The 16,360-nt window shown below is 71.9% G+C and carries 17 protein-coding genes; 4 read left to right on the plus strand and 13 right to left on the minus strand.

Annotated features, from left to right (window positions below):
- Window positions 1-49: 49 nt before the first annotated feature.
- Together FY030_RS09910 and ffh are read right to left on the minus strand one after the other, a co-directional pair.
- Window positions 50-1,246, minus strand: a complete 1,197-nt coding sequence (locus tag FY030_RS09910; protein ID WP_158061363.1) for a M4 family metallopeptidase — start codon at window positions 1,244-1,246, stop codon at window positions 50-52.
- A gap of 428 nt (window positions 1,247-1,674) precedes the next feature.
- Entirely contained in the window at window positions 1,675-3,324 is a 1,650-nt protein-coding gene (ffh, locus tag FY030_RS09915; protein ID WP_158061364.1) for a signal recognition particle protein, read from the minus strand.
- Window positions 3,325-3,346: 22 nt separating this feature from the next.
- Here ffh and FY030_RS09920 point away from each other — a divergent pair, with 22 nt between their 5' ends.
- Window positions 3,347-4,258 (plus strand): oxygenase MpaB family protein, encoded by a 912-nt coding sequence (locus tag FY030_RS09920; RefSeq protein WP_238348224.1) that lies wholly within the window; start codon window positions 3,347-3,349, stop codon window positions 4,256-4,258.
- A 39-nt stretch (window positions 4,259-4,297) separates the two neighbouring features.
- Here the strand turns inward: FY030_RS09920 and ftsY are convergent, their stop codons facing one another.
- Complete coding sequence (gene ftsY, locus FY030_RS09925; protein ID WP_158061366.1) at window positions 4,298-5,518, minus strand: signal recognition particle-docking protein FtsY; 1,221 nt, start codon at window positions 5,516-5,518, stop codon at window positions 4,298-4,300.
- A gap of 58 nt (window positions 5,519-5,576) precedes the next feature.
- Between ftsY and FY030_RS09930 the strand changes: the two genes are divergently transcribed.
- Window positions 5,577-6,170 (plus strand): hypothetical protein, encoded by a 594-nt coding sequence (locus FY030_RS09930; RefSeq protein WP_158061367.1) that lies wholly within the window; start codon window positions 5,577-5,579, stop codon window positions 6,168-6,170.
- Between the two features lie 35 nt (window positions 6,171-6,205).
- On the opposite strand, the gene FY030_RS09935 is transcribed toward FY030_RS09930, so the two are convergent.
- From FY030_RS09935 to FY030_RS09950, 4 genes are all read right to left on the minus strand, one after another.
- Entirely contained in the window at window positions 6,206-6,523 is a 318-nt protein-coding gene (locus FY030_RS09935; RefSeq protein ID WP_158061368.1) for a hypothetical protein, read from the minus strand.
- A gap of 159 nt (window positions 6,524-6,682) precedes the next feature.
- Window positions 6,683-7,225: a hypothetical protein gene (locus FY030_RS09940; protein ID WP_158061369.1), complete on the minus strand. Its 543-nt coding sequence runs from the start codon at window positions 7,223-7,225 to the stop codon at window positions 6,683-6,685.
- On the minus strand, window positions 7,225-10,881 hold the full coding sequence (gene smc, locus FY030_RS09945; RefSeq protein ID WP_158061370.1) for a chromosome segregation protein SMC: 3,657 nt from the start codon (window positions 10,879-10,881) through the stop codon (window positions 7,225-7,227). The genes FY030_RS09940 and smc overlap by 1 nt, the downstream gene beginning before the upstream one ends.
- A gap of 96 nt (window positions 10,882-10,977) precedes the next feature.
- A complete protein-coding gene (locus FY030_RS09950; RefSeq protein ID WP_158061371.1) occupies window positions 10,978-11,259 on the minus strand; it encodes an acylphosphatase in 282 nt (93 codons plus the stop codon).
- A 22-nt stretch (window positions 11,260-11,281) separates the two neighbouring features.
- Here FY030_RS09950 and FY030_RS09955 point away from each other — a divergent pair, with 22 nt between their 5' ends.
- A complete protein-coding gene (locus FY030_RS09955; protein ID WP_192498560.1) occupies window positions 11,282-12,313 on the plus strand; it encodes a Gfo/Idh/MocA family protein in 1,032 nt (343 codons plus the stop codon).
- Between the two features lie 26 nt (window positions 12,314-12,339).
- Complete coding sequence (locus tag FY030_RS09960) at window positions 12,340-12,651, plus strand: hypothetical protein (protein WP_158061373.1); 312 nt, start codon at window positions 12,340-12,342, stop codon at window positions 12,649-12,651.
- On the opposite strand, the gene mutM is transcribed toward FY030_RS09960, so the two are convergent.
- The 6 genes from mutM to FY030_RS09990 form a co-directional block, all read right to left on the minus strand.
- Window positions 12,561-13,541 (minus strand): bifunctional DNA-formamidopyrimidine glycosylase/DNA-(apurinic or apyrimidinic site) lyase, encoded by a 981-nt coding sequence (mutM, locus tag FY030_RS09965; RefSeq protein ID WP_158061374.1) that lies wholly within the window; start codon window positions 13,539-13,541, stop codon window positions 12,561-12,563. The genes FY030_RS09960 and mutM overlap by 91 nt on opposite strands.
- A 23-nt stretch (window positions 13,542-13,564) precedes the next feature.
- On the minus strand, window positions 13,565-14,296 hold the full coding sequence (gene rnc / locus FY030_RS09970) for a ribonuclease III (RefSeq protein WP_158061375.1): 732 nt from the start codon (window positions 14,294-14,296) through the stop codon (window positions 13,565-13,567).
- Between the two features lie 17 nt (window positions 14,297-14,313).
- Window positions 14,314-14,508, minus strand: coding sequence for a 50S ribosomal protein L32 (gene rpmF, locus FY030_RS09975; RefSeq protein WP_131105217.1), 195 nt, complete (start codon window positions 14,506-14,508; stop codon window positions 14,314-14,316).
- 1 nt (window position 14,509) lies between these two features.
- Window positions 14,510-15,100 carry a YceD family protein gene (locus tag FY030_RS09980; protein WP_192498561.1) on the minus strand — a complete coding sequence of 197 codons (591 nt, stop codon included), beginning with the start codon at window positions 15,098-15,100 and terminating at the stop codon, window positions 14,510-14,512.
- Window positions 15,101-15,242: 142 nt separating this feature from the next.
- On the minus strand, window positions 15,243-15,731 hold the full coding sequence (gene coaD, locus FY030_RS09985; protein WP_158061376.1) for a pantetheine-phosphate adenylyltransferase: 489 nt from the start codon (window positions 15,729-15,731) through the stop codon (window positions 15,243-15,245).
- A gap of 49 nt (window positions 15,732-15,780) precedes the next feature.
- Window positions 15,781-16,329 (minus strand): hemerythrin domain-containing protein, encoded by a 549-nt coding sequence (locus tag FY030_RS09990; RefSeq protein WP_158061377.1) that lies wholly within the window; start codon window positions 16,327-16,329, stop codon window positions 15,781-15,783.
- Between the last annotated feature and the right edge of the window lie 31 nt (window positions 16,330-16,360).

Raw genomic sequence — 16,360 nt, forward strand, 5'->3', positions numbered from 1 at the left:
CCGGCCGAGCCTACGGTCCGAGTAGCAGGGCAGCGCAGCGTGGCAGAGCTCAGGTGGACAGCGCCACGGGGTCGGCTTCCCCCGGCCGCAGCCCCACCTGGTCCCAGGCCGACAGCAGCGCCTGCTCCTCCTCCGAGCCCACGCCATACCGGCCGGCTGCCACCTGCAGGGTGACCCGGGCGAAGGTCGCGAAGTCGCAGTCGCGGGGGATCAGCCCCCGCGTGGCCATGGTGTCGAACCACACCGTCCCGGCCCGCTCCCACGACCGGCCGCCCAGGGCGGTGGCGAAGAGGTGGAAGGCCCTGTTGGGGATGCCGGAGTTGATGTGCACGCCGCCGTTGTCGTGGTCGGCATCGTGCGGGAGGACGACGTAGTCGTCCATGTGCCCCGGCTGTGGGTCGGCGCCGAGTACGGGGTCGTCATAGGCCGTTCCCGGCGCGGCCATGGAGCGCAGCGCCACGCCCTGCACTCGGTCGGTGAACAGGTCGGCACCGATCAGCCAGTCGGCCTCGGCGACCGTCTCGTCCCGGACCCACTGGCGCACCAGGGCGCCCCAGACGTCCGAGGCCGATTCGTTGAGCGCCCCGGACTGGCCGACGTAGGTCAGACCAGCGGTGTACTGGGTCATCCCGTGCGCCAGCTCGTGCGCGATGACGTCGATGCTGGCGGTGAAGCGGTGGAAGTAGACCCCGTCGCCGTCGCCGAAGACCATCTGCCGCCCGTCCCAGAAGGCGTTGGCGTAGTTGCGGGCGTAGTGGACGGTAGCGACCAACGGCATCCCCTGGCCGTCCAGCGAGTCCCAGCCGTAGACCCGGGCCAGCACCTCCCAGGTCGCGCCGAGCCCGTCGAAGGCCTCCTCGACGGCCGGCTCCCAGGGACCGTCGCCGGTCTCGGTGCGCACCAGCCGCCCGGGGAGCAGTGTGCCGTGCTCGGCGTCGTGCACCTGCCGGTCCGGCGCGGCATCCTCGGGCAGGGGGACGTGATCGGGCAGGGAGAGCACCTCCCCGGCCGGGGTGTTGGCCAGCCGCACGGGCGGCACCATGAGCCGCCCCTGCAGGGGTGCGTGGCCGCCCGGCCAGCGAGTGCCGAGCAGCTCCCTGCGCCCACGGGTGGCCTCGCCGTCCCGCAGCGCGAACTCCAGGGCCGGGGCAAGCTCGGGCTCGGCCTGGGCGATCCGGCGCAGCAGGTAGCCGGGCACGATGCCGCAGCGTGCGTGGGGTCGATGGGTGCTGTGGGTGCCCTCCATGACCAGACTCTGCCACGCCCGGCCGACATACCTCTCGGATCAGTCGCCGAGCAGCTCGCAGACCGGCGGGATGACCCGGGTGCCATAGAGCTCGATGGGGGACTGCGTGAGCTGGCTGTGCCGCATCGGCCGGCTGCCGGCACTTGAGGCCACAGCGGCCAGCTTCAGCGCCCGGGCGGTCGCGGCGATCTTTTGCGCGAGGGTCTCCAGGGAGCCAACCTAAAGGCGCCCCATTCCCCCGGCTCTAGCCTCGCACCGGCGACATGCTTTGTCTCCACCGGCGACACGGTCTGCCCGGGACACGGGATCACGGCGCGGGCCGTGTCGCCGGTCGGGGGCGAACCGCGTCGCCGGTCGGGGCAAACCGTGTCGCCGGTCGGGGGCAAACCGCGTCGCCGGTCGGGGCGAACCGCGTCGCCGGTCGGGGACTACTTCTTGTCCTGGTCCCCCAGGAACTTCTCGAAGCCCGCCGGCAGCTTGAGGCCGGCGAGATCGCCGCCCTGGCCGGAAGGCGTACCGGCCTCGTCCTGCCCCAGGGCTCCCGCGCCGAAGGCGCTCTCCAGTGAGGCCTCCCGGGCGGCCTGGGCCTTCTGCACTGCCTCCCGCTCCTGCTGCGCGCGCTTGGCCGGGTTGCCCGACTTGCCCTTTTTCTTCTGCGGGGTCTTGCTGCGCTTGCCGCCGGCGCCACCCATCCCGGGCATCCCCGGCATCCCGGGCATCCCCGGCATCCCGCCCTTCTTCAGCTGGCGCATCATCTTCTGCGCCTCGGCGAAACGCTCGAGCAGCTGGTTGACCTCTGAGACCGAGACACCCGAACCCCGGGCGATGCGGGCCCGGCGCGAGCCGTTGATCTGCTTGGGGTGGTTGCGCTCGAAGGGAGTCATCGAGCGCACCATCGCCTCGACCCGGTCGAACTCCTTCTCGTCCAGGGAGTCCAGCTGGGCCCGCATCTGCTGCATCCCGGGCATCATCCCGAGCATCTGCTTCAGCGAGCCCATCCGCTTGATCGCCGACATCTGCTCAAGGAAGTCGTCGAAGGTGAAGTCCTCCTCGGAGAGGAACTTGCGGGTCATCTCCTGTGCCTGCACCCGGTCGAAGGCCTTCTCGGCCTGCTCAATCAAGGTCAGCACGTCACCCATGTCCAGGATGCGAGAGGCCATCCGGTCGGGGTGGAAGAGCTCGATGTCCTTCACGCCCTCGCCGGTGGAGGCGAACATGATCGGCTGTCCGGTCACCGTCGCGACCGACAGGGCCGCACCACCGCGGGCGTCACCGTCCAGCTTGGTCAGCACCGAGCCGGTAATCCCCACGCCGTCTGCGAAGGCCTTGGCGGTCTCCACCGCCGCCTGCCCGATCATCGCGTCGATGACGAAGAGGACCTCGTGGGCGTTGGTCTCCAGCCGGATGTCGTGGGCCTGGCGCATGAGGTTGACATCCACGGCCAGCCGGCCGGCGGTGTCGATGATGACGACGTCGTGGCCCTTACGGCGAGCATCCTCGACACCGTCGACGGCGACGTCGACGGGGTCACCGAAGGAGCGGGTGCCCTCCCCAGACTCCAGGGCGGCGTCGTGGCCGAAGACGTTGCCACGCTCGGGCGCGAACACTGCGACCCCGGCACGCTGCCCGACCACCTCGAGCTGGGTGACGGCGTTGGGCCGCTGCAGGTCTGCCGCGACCAGGAGGGGAGTATGCCCCTGGTCGGCCAGCCACCGGCCCAGCTTGCCGGCGAAGGTGGTCTTTCCCGACCCCTGCAGGCCCGCGAGCATGATGACCGTCGGCGGGGTCTTGGCCAGCGTGATCCGGCGGGTCTGCCCGCCCAGGATCGAGACCAACTCCTCGTTGACGATCTTGACGATCTGCTGCGCGGGGTTCAGCGCCTGGTGCACCTCGGCGCCGAGGCCCCGCTCCCGCACGGCACCGGTGAACTCCTTGACCACCGGCAGCGCGACGTCGGCGTCCAGCAACGCCATCCGGATGTCGCGGATGGTCGCGTTGAGGTCGGATTCGGTGACGGTGCCCTTGCGCTTGAGGTTCTTGAAGGTCAGCGCGAGACGGTCGGAGAGGGAGTTGAACACCCCGCAAGGATACGTTGGACCCGTGGCCGATCCCATTCGCACCGCCCGTCGCCGCCTCGCCGAAGCGCTCCGGGACCGGGTTGCCGGGCCCGACGCCGAGCGTCGGGCCCACGCGATCTGGGTGGCTCCCGGCGAGCGCCGATTCGCCCCGGACGACCCGATCTGCCGGGTGCAGGGGCATGCCGGCATGTATGCCGGCGGCATCCGCGCCCTGCTCCTGCAGTCCCTGCACCCGCTTGCCATGGCCGGGATCGGTGAGCACTCCGGCTTCCGCGGTGACCCCTGGGGCCGGCTGCAGCGCACCAGCGAGTTCATCGCGATGACCACCTTCGGTCCCGTCGAGACGGCTGAGAAGATCCTGGATCGGATCAACAAGGTGCACACCACGGTCGTCGGCACGGCCCACGACGGCCGCCCCTACGACGCCACCGACCCGCACCTGCTGCGCTGGGTGCACGTTGCCGAGATCGACAGTTTCCTGCTCGCGCACCAGCGCTACTCCCGGACCCCGCTCACCCCTCCCGAGGCTGATCGGTATGTGGAGCAGGCCGCTTGGGCGGCGGGAAGGCTCGGCATCCCCGACCCCCCGCTCACGGTGGCCGAGCTGGAAAGTCAGCTGGCGTCATACCGGCCCGAGCTGGAGGCAACTCCCGGCGCCCTGGACGTCGCCCGCTTCCTGCTGCTCGAGCCGCCGCTGCCGGTCGCCGCCCGTCCGGGCTTCTGGCTGCTCGCCGCGGGGGCGGTGGAGATGCTGCCCGGCTACGCCCGCGAGCTGCTGAACCTGCGGCTGCCCGGGCCGCTGCGGGCCACGGACAAGGTGGCGCTGCGGGTGCTCGCCCGACCGCTGGGTCGCGTCGGCACCGCAGCGGTCAGCTGGGCCATGTCCGACCCTCAGGAACCCCGCAACCGTCCTGACAACTCCGCCGGGGCCTGAGAGGCGATCACCCCGGCCTGTCAGCCGACGCGTCTGCGGTCAGCTTGCGCGGCCGACGATGGCGTCGACGAAGGCCTCCGGGTCGAAGGGTGCGAGGTCGTCCGGGCCCTCACCCAGGCCGATGAGCTTGACGGGCACGCCCAGCTTGCGCTGGACGTTGACCACGATGCCACCCTTGGCGGTGCCGTCCAGCTTCGTCAGCACGATGCCCGTGATGGCGACCTCCTTGGCGAACTCCTCCGCCTGACGCATGCCGTTCTGACCGGTCGTCGCGTCGAGCACGAGCAGCACCTCGCCCACCGGGGCGAGCTTCTCGACCACCCGCTTGATCTTGCCCAGCTCATCCATCAGCCCGCGCTTGGTGTGCAGGCGCCCGGCGGTGTCGATGATCACCACGTCGGACTCCAGGTCGATGCCGGCCTTGACCGCCTCGTAGGCCACCGAGGCGGGGTCGGCCCCTTCCAGCTGGGAACGCACGGTGGGGACCCCGACCCGCTCGCCCCAGGTGCTGAGCTGGTCCGCGGCAGCGGCGCGGAAGGTGTCGGCCGCGCCGAAGAGGATGTCCTTGTCCTCAGCGACGAGCACCCGGCCGAGCTTGCCGACGCTGGTGGTCTTGCCGGTGCCGTTGACGCCAACGACGAGGATGACGGCCGGGTGGTTCTCGGTCCGACTAGCAGCGATGCGCCGGTCCATCGTGGGGTCGACGAGCCGGAGCAGGTCGGTCCGCAGCCAGGAGCGCACCACCTCCGGGTCGGTGGTGCCCTCGATCTTGACCTGGGTGCGCAGGGCGTTGACCAGCTCGGTCGTCGCCTCCACGCCCAGGTCCGAGGCCAGCAGCGTGTCCTCGACGTCCTCCCAGTCGCTCTCGCTCAGCCCCTCGCGCGAGAGGAGGGCCAGCAGCACATGTCCCATGGCCGTGTTGGACCGGGCCAACCGGGCCCGCAGCCGCTGCAGGCGGCCCCGCGCGGAGGCGGGCCGCTCCAGCGCGGCGGCCTCCTCCAGCTCGATCTCCTGGGCGGCGACACCGCCGCGGTCCTGGACGTCGGCGGGGCGGTCCTCGAGAAGGACCTCACCGTCCCCGGGCTCCTGCCCCACCGGGTCGGTGCCGACGGCCGGCGGCCGATCCCGTTCCGCCCCCGGCGGCAGGGTCGTGCTGCGTCCGCCGCGGCCCCGCACCAGGGCCACCAGCAGAGCAAGCCCTGCGAGGACGACGATGGAGACGACGGCGAGGATCTCCCAGAGCTCATTGATCGGTCCCACGGCGGACAGTCTTCCAGACGCCCCGGAACCTCCCCGCATCGTGCGCCGTCCGACCCACATGAGACGGACCAGCACTGCCGCCCTCGCCCTCGCCGCCCTGCTCACCGTGGCCGCCTGCGGCACCGAGACCGGGACCCCCGACGCCGGTGGTGACGCACCCACCAGTACCGAGCAGGACACCATCTCCCCGGGTGACCCCGACGAGACCGGCGAGACCGGCGAGACCGGCGAGACCGGCGACCCAGGTGACAGCACCCGCGACCCAGGTGACAGCACGGGCGACCCGGGTGACAGCACGGGCGACCCGGGTGACGGCACCGAGGACCCGGACGGCAAGGTGCTGGCCGACACCCGCGGGGACGGTCACTTCTTCATCGACAGCCTCGAGGTGCGGCAGGCCGAGTCTGACCCGGTGCAGCTCTTCCTCGACGTGGAAGGCAACGCCCCCACCCCCTGCCACACGGTCGCCTACGAGGTCCAGCAGGACGCGGACACCTTCCTGGTCCACCTCACCACGCTCGAGAAGGGCGAGATGAGGTGCACGCAGGTCCTGGTGCCCTACGACATCACGATCCCCCTGGGCGAGACGGACACCTTCCCCGTGACGATCGACGTCAACGACGGGGAGCAGGTCCTCACCGTGAACGGCTGACCGGGCCCGTCGACCCACAGCCAGCTGCCCAGGGGTCAGCTGGCCGCCGGCAGATCCTCGTCCGAGGGGCCCGGCACAGGCCTGGAGGGGCGAGCGACGGCGTCCCGGCCCGGGGCGGGCCGTTCGGGCAGTCGCTCGCGCAGGGCCTGGCTCCGCTCGGCGGCGGTGCTTCCGAGCCGGGAGCCGCGCTCCCGCACCCTCTCCCCCGTCCGGCGGACGCCTGCGATCAGTTCCTCCCCCTCGGCGGTCCAGAACTCGCCACGTCCCTCTCGGCGCGCCTCGAGCATCACGAAGGCCACGACGCCGGCACCCAGGCTGACACAGATGATCATGGCGACGACGAGAGCGAGCATGGTCCCAGTGTGCCGCCCCCATCCCGCTGCACCCCAATCCCCCGGCGGCGTGTCCCGCGCTAGTTGAGCCTTGGTGAGCAGGCTCACACGCCAAGGCCGTGGGTGAGACCTGACCTGCCCTCGCGAGGGGGTCATCCCTGCCAGCGGCCGGGCGCGGTTCTACCCCCCGGTGGCCGGGCGGTCCCGTGCCCGGCGGATCCGGGCCACGGTCTGCTGACTCGACGCCAAAACTCCCTCGGGCTCCCCCAGCTCCTGGCGCAGGCGCAGCGCTGCCACGGCCTGCTCCTCGGCTTGCGCCAGGCGCCCCTCGTCGAAGAGCGCCTTGGCCCGGTGCTGTCGCACGAAGGCCAGCATGCGCAGATCGGGGCCCCCGTCATCCCCCGACCGGGCGAAGACCTCCTCCGCGGCCGTCAGCAGCTCGTGCGCCTCGGCATACTCCGTGCGCCAGTGGTGGACGTGGGCGAGCCGGACGGCTGCGGCCGCCCACCCGGGGGCCATCGGCTCCTGGTCGGCCAGGGCGGCCTCACCGACCGTGAGCGCCCGGTCCAGCTCGCCGAGCATCCGCCAGAACGACACCGCGTGCGGGTCCTCCGGCGTCTCCTCCAGCCACTCCTGGGTGTCCTCCTCCGAGAGGAGCTCCTCACGCAGGGTCTCCTCGTCGATGATGTAGGCCGGGAACTCCCCGCCGCCGTAGACCTGCATCAGGCTGGCTCCTTCGTGTGCTCCTGGTCCGTCTGCGGACGACCACCCTTCGGCGCGACGTCGCGCACCCGCTGGCTGACGAGGGTGGTGACGCCGTCCCCCTGCATGGACACGCCGTACAGCGCGTCGGCGATCTCCATAGTCCGCTTCTGGTGGGTGATGACGATCAGCTGGGAGGAGTCGCGCAGCTCCTCAAACAGAGTGATCAGCCGGCCCAGGTTGGTGTCATCGAGCGCCGCCTCGACCTCGTCCATGATGTAGAACGGGCTGGGCCGGGCCTTGAAGATGGCCACCAGCAGGGCGACCGCCGTCAGCGACCGTTCCCCGCCGGAGAGCAACGAGAGCCGCTTGATCTTCTTGCCCGGCGGCCGGGCCTCGACCTCGATGCCGGTCGTGAGCATGTTGCTGGGGTCGGTGAGGATGATCCGCCCCTCGCCTCCGGGGAAGAGCCGGGAGAAGACCCGCTCGAACTGCGCCGCCGTGTCGTGGAAGGCCTCGGTGAAGACCCGCTCCACCCGCTCGTCAACCTCCTTGACGATCTCCAGCAGGTCGGCCTTGCTGCGCCGCAGGTCCTCCACCTGCTCGGTGAGGAAGGTATGGCGTTCCTCCAGAGCGGCGAACTCCTCCAGGGCCAGCGGGTTCACCCGGCCCAGCTGGGCCAGGGCCCGCTCGGCCCGCCGCAGCCGTTTGTCCTGCTCCTCGCGGACGAAGGGCCGCGGCTCGGGGAAGTCCTCAGCGTCCGGGTCCTCGTCGGGGCCGGGGACGTGCGGCACGGGCAGCTGTGGGCCGTACTCCTCCACGAGGGTCTCGGGGTCGACGCCCAGCTCCTCCAGAGACCGCGCCTCGAGCGCCTCGATGCGGAGCCGGTGCTCGGCCCGGGCGATCTCGTCGGCGTGCACCGAGTCGGTGAGGTCGCGCAGTTCGTCGGCGAGGTTGCGGGCCCGGCTGCGCGCCACCGCCAGGGCCTGGTCGAGCTGGGTCTGCTCCGTCTGCGCCTGCTGCCGGGCGGTGGTCGCGGCGGCTAGCGCCTGCTCAGTGAGCCCCAGCACGTAGACCGCGCCCCGGCTCACGGCCTCGGCTGTGGCCCGCTCGTGGGCCCGTCGGGCCCGGCGCTGGGCCGCGCGCTGGCGGGCGGCGAGCTCGTTGCGGGCGGCGGACTCCAGGGTGTCGGCCCGTCCGGCGAGGGCCTTGGCCCGCTCCTCCTGGGTCCGCAGGGCCAGCCGCGCCTCGGTCTCGGCCGTGCGCGCCCGCGCGGCCGACTCCGCCAGCCGTTCCCGCTCGGAGGTGTCGGGGTCCTCGGTGCCCTCCTGGCTGGCCAGCACCTCGGCATCAGCCAGCCGCTGCTCCAGCTCGGCGAGCTCGGCCCTGGTGGTGGCCAGGCTCTGCTCGGCCGTGGTGATCGCGGCGGTGGTCCGCTCGTGCTCGGCCCGCGCCACGCGCGTGGCCTGTCCAAGCTGGGAGAGCTGCTCGGCGACCGCGGTCATCCGGGCGTCGGAGTCGTGCAGGTCGTCCAGGGCGGCCTCCGCCTCGGCGGCGGCCTCCTGCAGGGCCTCCCGGGCCCCGGCGAGGGAGAAGGTCGCCGCCTGCGCCCGCCGCTCCGCGGCCTGGACCCCCTCCTGCGCCTCGTCGAAGGCAGACTGCAGCTCCAGCAGGCTGGGGGCCGCGGCCGAGCCGCCGTGCACCCAGCCCGGACCGTAGACGTCGCCCTGGTCAGTCACGACGGTGACCCCCGGTGTGGAGCGCACCAGGACGGCCGCGTCCTGCCCGCCCGGGACCAGCGCGACCCGGTCCAACAGCCCGTGCACGGCCCTGGTCAGGGCCGGGTCGGGGGCAGTGACGACATCGGCGGCCCACACGGCATACCCAGGTAGGTCGGGCCATTCGGCCCGGGGCGTCTCTTGCGCCCCGTCGGCTAGCTCGGCCACCAGCATCCCCGCCCGCCCCTGGTCCTGCTCACGCAGCCAGCCCAGCGCCTGCTGCGCCGGCTCCAGACCTTCGACGACAAGGGCCTCCCCGGCCCAGCCGAGTGCAGCGGCGATCGCCGCCTCACGGCCCGGCTCCACGGTCAGCTCGCTGGTGACGGTGCCCCGGATGCCGCTCACCGCAGACCGGTCGGCGTCAAGCAACGCGCTGGCGCCGTCGGTGCGCCGCAGGGACAGCGCGAGCGCCTCGACCCGGGCCTGCAGGGCGCCCTGCTCACCCTGCGCCTCGCGCAGGTCGCTCTGCCAGCGCTGCACCTCGGCCTCGGCGCTCTCCCGCTTCTCCTCGGCGGCCTCATAGCGGGCGTCCAGTCCCTCCTCGCCCTCCTCCACGTCCAGGACGGTGCCCTCCAGCGCGGCGAACTCCTGCTCGGCGGTGACCGCTCGCTCCTGGACGGCGGCGGCCGTCGCCTGCAGCCGGGCGATCTCGCCCTCGCCGGCCTCGATCCGGGAGCGGCGGGCTGCGACCTGACCGGCGAGCCGGGCCAGCCCCTCGCGACGGTCCGCCGCCGCGCGGGCGAGACGCTGGAGCCGGGCCTGCTCCTTGGCGTGCGCAGCTTCGGCCTGGCGACGCAGACCCTCGGCCTCCTCCAGGGCGACCGCGAGCTCGGCGACCTTGGCCAGCAGGGCGTTCTCCTCTTCGCGGACCTTCTCCGCCTGAGCAAGCAGCTGCTCGGGGTCGCGTCCGCCGGGGCGCCCGACCGCCTCGGCGCGCAGGTCCTCCTCCTCGGCACCCAGCAGGCGCACCCGTTCGGCGGACAGGTCGCGCAGCGCGCGCAGCCGCTCCAGGAGCGAGGACAGGGAGTACCAATGGTCCTGCGCGACCTGCAGCGCGGGGGCTGACCGGGCCCGTTCGTCCTCCAGCTCGGCGACCTGGGCCTCGGCGGCCTGGACCGCGGCCTGCACCCGGGCGCGACGCTCGATGAGGGCCCGCTCGTCGGCCATCTCCTGCGCCAGCGCACTGGTCAGCTGGACCAGGTCGTCGGCGAGGATGCGCAGGCGGGCGTCGCGGACCTCCCCCTGGATGGTGGCGGCGCGTCGGGCCGTCTCGGCTTGTCGCCCCAGGGGACCCAGCTGGCGGCGGATCTCGGCGGTCAGGTCGGTGAGCCGGGTGAGGTTGCCCTCCATCGTCTCCAGCTTGCGCAGGGCCCGCTCCTTGCGCTTGCGGTGCTTGAGGACACCGGCGGCCTCCTCGATGAAACCGCGCCGCTCCTCCGGGGTCGCCCGTAGCACCTGGTCCAGCTGGCCCTGACCGACGATGACGTGCATTTCGCGGCCGATGCCGCTGTCGGACAGCAGCTCCTGGACGTCGAGCAGTCGGCAGGCGGTGCCGTTGATCGCGTACTCGCTGCCGCCGGAGCGGAACATGGTCCGGGTGATCGTCACCTCGGAGTAGTCGATCGGCAGCGCCCCATCGGTGTTGTCGATCGTCATCGAGACCTCGGCCCGGCCCAGCGGCGCCCGGCCGGAGGTACCGGCGAAGATGACGTCCTCCATCTTCCCCCCGCGCAGGCTCTTGGCCCCCTGCTCCCCCATTACCCAGGCCAGCGCGTCCACGACGTTGGACTTGCCCGAGCCGTTGGGGCCCACGATGCAGGTGATGCCCGGCTCCAGGCGCAGCGTCGTCGACGAGGCGAACGACTTGAACCCCTTCAGGGTCAGGCTCTTGACGTACACGACATTTTCTCTGGCTGGCTTCTCTTCTCGCGGGCGCTGGTTGCGGTCACGATACCCGCGCCCTCCCGCCTGGGAGCGGAGGCAGCACGGTGGCCCTCAGCGCTCGACGAAGCCGGTCAGCCCCTCCCGGGGCGCATGCCACTGGGTGGTGATGCCGTCGACCCGCCCGGGCCGCGAGCTGGTCGACGGGTCCCCCTCCAGCAGTCCGATCAGCGCGTCCAGCGCCGCCCGGTCCCCCTGCGCGTTGACCTCGACCCGGCCGTCGGGCAGGTTGCGGGCGTGCCCGACCAGGCCCAGCTCCAGGGCCCGGGCCCGGGTCCACCAGCGGAAGCCGACCCCCTGGACCCGCCCTCGGACGAAGATCAGCGCACGCTCCATACCCGCACACTACGGTGGGGCCGTGACCGAGAAGAGTGCGTACCCGCCGATCACCGACCGTCCGATCCGCTGGGGGCTCCTGGCCGCCGGGAAGATCGCCCACGCGCTGGCGCAGGCCGTGCGCGAGACCGAGGGCGGTCAGCTGGTCGCGGTCGCCGCCCGGGATGCCGTGCGTGCCGCCGAGTTCGCCCGGGCCCACGACATCCCGTTGTCCTACGGCGGCTACGAGGAGCTGTGCACCGACCCCGACGTGGACGTCGTCTACATCTCCTCGACCAACCCCCACCACGCCGACCAGGCGGTGCGTTGCCTGGAGTCGGGCAAGCACGTGCTGGTGGAGAAGCCCATCGCGCTGACGGTCGCGGACGCCGAGCGCATCGTGGAGACCGCCCGGACCAGGGGGTTGTTCGCGATGGAGGCCATGTGGACCCGGTGTCAGCCCTTGGTGCTCGACCTGGCCGACCGGGTGCGGGAGGGACAGATCGGCAGGGTGCGCAGCTTCCACGCAGCCTTCACCGTGCCGTTCGAGTATGACGCCGCGCACCGCATCTTCGACCTCGAGAACGGGGGCGGGGCCCTGCTCGACCTGGGGGTCTACCCGGTCGCGCTGGCCCACCTGCTGCTCGGCCACCCCACCGACGTCCAGGTGCTCGGCGCGACCGTCCCGACCGGGGTCGACGCACAGGCCGCCCTGCAGTGGATGAACGCCGACGGCGCCGTGGCCCAGGTCATCTGCGACTCCCAGAGCCACGGCTCCTCCCGCACGGTGGTCCGCGGCACCGAGGGCTGGATCGAGGTGCACGGCCCGGTCACCCAGCCGGAGTCCTTCACCGTCCACCGCGGCCCGGACGCGGAGGAGGGTGAGCACGTCACCGGTGACCGGCGCGGCTTCGTGCACGAGGTCGAGGAGGTCCACCGGTGCCTGCGCGAAGGTCTGCTGCAGTCGCCCCTCGTCCCGCACGCGGACACGGTGGCGATCATGACGATCCTGGAGTCGGCCCGCCGCGAGCTTGGCGTGCGCTACCCGCAGGAGCCCGAGCCGCTGCACACCTGAGCGATGGGGTGGGGCAGGCTAGGTCCATGACCCAACTGCTGGTCTTCCTGCTCGGGGCCCTGGTGGCCCTGATGGTGCTGGGCCACCTGGCCACGCCGTTGGGTGAACGACAACCGCCTCGCCGCTGGACCCCGGTCTACCTGATGGACCGGGTCCCCCACGCGATCACCCTCTTCAGGGAGGCAGGCGCACTGCAGCGCAGGCGCCTGGAGCAGGCCGCGGCCGAGCGCGAGTCCCAGGTCAAGGATCAGGGTCGCCGGGTCGAAGACCTCGAGGACACAGGGGACACAGGGGACACTGAGGACCCCGACGGGGAGGACCCGCGCGGGCGCACCTGACAGCGGGGACAGAAGTGGGAGGAGCGGTTCATGAACTGCTCGCGCCGCACTGTGGACCCGCATCGGGGGCAGGGCAGCCCGTCCTGCCCGTAGACGGCCAGGGCCCGGTCGAAGTAGCCGCTGGCCCCGTTGACGTTGACGTAGAGGGCGTCGAAGCTGGTCCCGCCCTGGCCAAGCGCCTCGGTCATCACCTCGCTCGCGTGGCCCAGCAGCCGACCTAGAGCCGGCTTGGTCAGCGCCGAGGCCGGCCGCAGCCCGTGCACCTGCGCCCGCCACAGCGCCTCGTCGGCGTAGATGTTGCCGATACCGCTGACCACCGTCTGGTCCAGCAGGAGCCGCTTGATCGCGACGCCCTTGGCCTTCATCCGGCGCGCGACGCCCGCGGCGTCGAAAGCGGGCTCCAGCGGGTCCGGGGCGATGTGCAGCACCGGCTCCGGTATGCCGTGCAGGTGCCCCGCGGGGTCGTCCTGCGCGGCCAGCGGCACCCCATACCGGTCCTCGTGCAAGGGTGTGAGCGCCAGACCACCGAAGGTGCGTTGGTCCACGAACCGCAGCTGGGGTCCGTCGTCGGCGAAGTCGAAGCAGGCGTGCAGGTGCTTCTCGCGGGGCGCGTCCGCGTCCTGGACGAGCAGCTGCCCGCTCATCCCGAGGTGGACGACGAGGGCGTGCGGGTCGTCATCCGGCGGGTCCAGGACGAGCCAGAGGTACTTGCCGCGGCGGTCGACCGCGAGGACGGTGGCCCCCTCGACTCGGGCCATCAGGTCCGCCGGCCCTGCTTCGTGGCGGCGCGCGACCCGCTCGCCGGTGAGCAGGGCCTGGGTGATGGTGCGTCCCACGACGTGGTCGGCCAGGCCGCGGCGGACGACCTCGACCTCAGGCAGCTCAGGCACGGCTCGACTCGGGCACGGCTGGGTCAGGCACGGGTGGCGGGCTCCGCGTCGACGACCTTGGCGGCCCGCGCGGTCAGCAGACGCCAGCCGGCCTCGGCGGCCTCCTGCTCGGCACGCTTCTTCGAGCGGCCGGTCCCGGTGCCGACGACCTCTCCGTTGACGATCGCCCGTGCGGTGAAGGTCTTGTCGTGGTCAGGGCCCTCGTGCTCGACCCGATACTCCGGCGGGCCCATCTCCCCCGCCGAGGTGACCTCCTGCAGGGAGGTCTTCCAGTCCAGCGCGGCGCCCAGGCTGGCACTGCGGCGCAGGAGCGGGTCCAGCAGGTGGTGCACGAGGTCGGCGGCGGGACCCACCCCGGCCGAGAGATAGACGCAGCCGATGACGGCTTCGACGCAGTCGGCCAGGATCGATGCCTTGCCTCGTCCGCCGGTGGCCTCCTCCCCTTTGCCGAGCAGCACGTAGTCGCCCAGGTCGAGGACCTGGGCGACCTCGGCGAGGGCCCGGGAGTTGACGACGGCGGCGCGCAGCTTGGCCAGCTGCCCCTCGGGCAGGTCCGGGTTGTCCCGGTAGAGCGTGTCGGTGACGACCACCCCCAGGACGGAGTCTCCGAGGAACTCGAGGCGCTCGTTGTGCGGTTGGCCGCCGTTCTCATAGGAGTACGAGCGGTGCGTCAGGGCACGCAGAAGCAGCGCCGCGTCACACCGTTGACCCACGATCGTCTGCAGACGGTCGTTGAGCTCGGCGACGGGGCGCATGCGTCAGCGGGGACTGCTCAGCCCTGGTGCTCGGTGCGCTCGGCGGCACCGTAGTGCCGGCCGTTGTAGGAGCCGCAGGAGGGGCAGGCCTGGTGCGGGGTGCGCACGGCCTGGCACTGGGGGCAGGTCGACAGCGTGATGGGCGCGGCCTTCCACTGCGAGCGGCGGTGCCGGGTGTTGCTGCGGGACATCTTCCGCTTGGGAACGGCCACGTCAGATCCTCTTCTCGTCGTCGTCGTCGGACGGGCTGGCCAGCTCGGCCAGTGCCGCCCACCGGGGGTCGATCACGTCATGGTGGTGCTCCGGGTCGTCCGCGAGCCTAGCTCCACACTCTGAGCACAGGCCCGGACAGTCTTCCCGGCACACCGGCTGGAAGGGCAACGAGGTGACGACGGCGTCCCGGATGGTCTCCTCGAGATCCATCTGGTCATCGTCGAGCTCGCGCTCCTCCTCGTCCATGTCCTCCTGGTCCTTGCCGGCCACCTTCTGGTGGTGGGCGGCGCGATCCGGATAAGCGAACAGCTCCTGAAAGGCCACGTCGAGCTGCTGCTCGATCGGCTCCAGGCACCGCACGCATTCCCCGACCGCCGTGGCCTGGGCCGACCCCGTCGCCAGCACCCCTTCAACGACCGACTCCATCCGCAGCTCCAGGGCGACCTGTTGGCCGGCCGGGACGGCGATGACGTCGGTGCCCAGGGGCTCCGACACGTCCACGCGGCGCGAGAACTCGAGCATGGTGCCGGGCCGGCGGACCAGGTCGCGGGTGTCGAACACCCAGCCCTGCTCCGTCTGCTGCGCAGCCATGATGTAGTCCTCGTCCAGCGTGATCGTGTGTAGTGGTGGCGGCGGTGCGACCCTCGTCCGCGGATGACGCCGTAGGGGAACACAAACCGACACACCAGACTACCGGAGCGGCAGGCTCCTGCTCAAATCACACCGAACGGCGTCAGCCCAGCTCATCGAGCGCCGCCAGCACTTCGGCCGGCACCAGCGCGGAGACGTCCCCGCCGTACTGGTGGACCTCCTTGACCAGCGAGCTCGAGACGTGCTCCAGGGACGGGTCGCCGGCCAGGAAAACGGTCTCCACGCCGGTGAGGTGCTTGTTCATCAGCGCCATCGGCAGCTCGTAGGCAAAGTCGGTCCCGCCCCGCAGGCCCTTGACGATCGCCCCGGCGTCCACCTGGCGGCAGACGTCGACGAGCAGCTGCCCGCCGAAGGACTCGACCCGCACCCGGTCGGCCAGCTCCTGCGGCAGCGCCTGCTGCACCATCGCCACCCGCCGGGGCACCTCGAAGGTCCCCCGTTTGGCCGGGTTGTGCAGGATCGCGACCACGACCTCCTCGAAGAGGGTAGTGGCGCGGGCGATGATGTCCAGGTGTCCGTGGGTCACCGGGTCGAAGGAGCCGGGGCACACGCAGCGGCGGGTGGGCGTCATACCCGGACCCTAACGGCCTGAGCTCACTGTCGGCCCGGCTGTGCTGGCCTCACTCACCCGCGTCGGCGGGGAGGACCCCTTCCCGGTGGGCCTCGCCGACCAGCGCGCGCACCGTCTCCACGGTCACGCCGGCGTCCAGGTGCTTGCCGCGGATCTCCAGGAAGATCGCGCCCAGGTCGCGCCGGTCCTGCTCGGAGACCTCCTCGCGGGCGGGGTTGAGAATGCTCAGCTCCTCCTCGGTGATGTGGTGCTGGAGGACCTCGTTCAGCGCCTCGACGGCGTCGTCGAACTTCTGGGTGCCGGTGCCCTTGCACTCCAGGAGGGTCAGCAGCGCCTCGTTGATCTCGGCGTGCTCCTCCTCGCCGTGCTCGGCCTCCTCGGCGTCGATGGCGTCCTTGCGACGCAGCCGCGGGTAGACCTGCTGCTCCTCGGCCTCGCCGTGCGCGACGATGACGGCGGCCAGCGCCGAACGGGCAGCGTCCCGGTCGGCGGTGCTGTCGCGCAGCTCGCGCATCAGCGTCTCGAACAGGCGGTGGTCATCCAGGATGAGGTCGACGACGTCACCGGACACGGGCCGAGGGATGGGGTATGCAGTCACGCCGGTGATCCTGCCATTGCGGCCACGCCGG

The organism is Ornithinimicrobium pratense (assembly GCF_008843165.1).
GTDB lineage: Bacteria > Actinomycetota > Actinomycetes > Actinomycetales > Dermatophilaceae > Ornithinicoccus > Ornithinicoccus pratensis.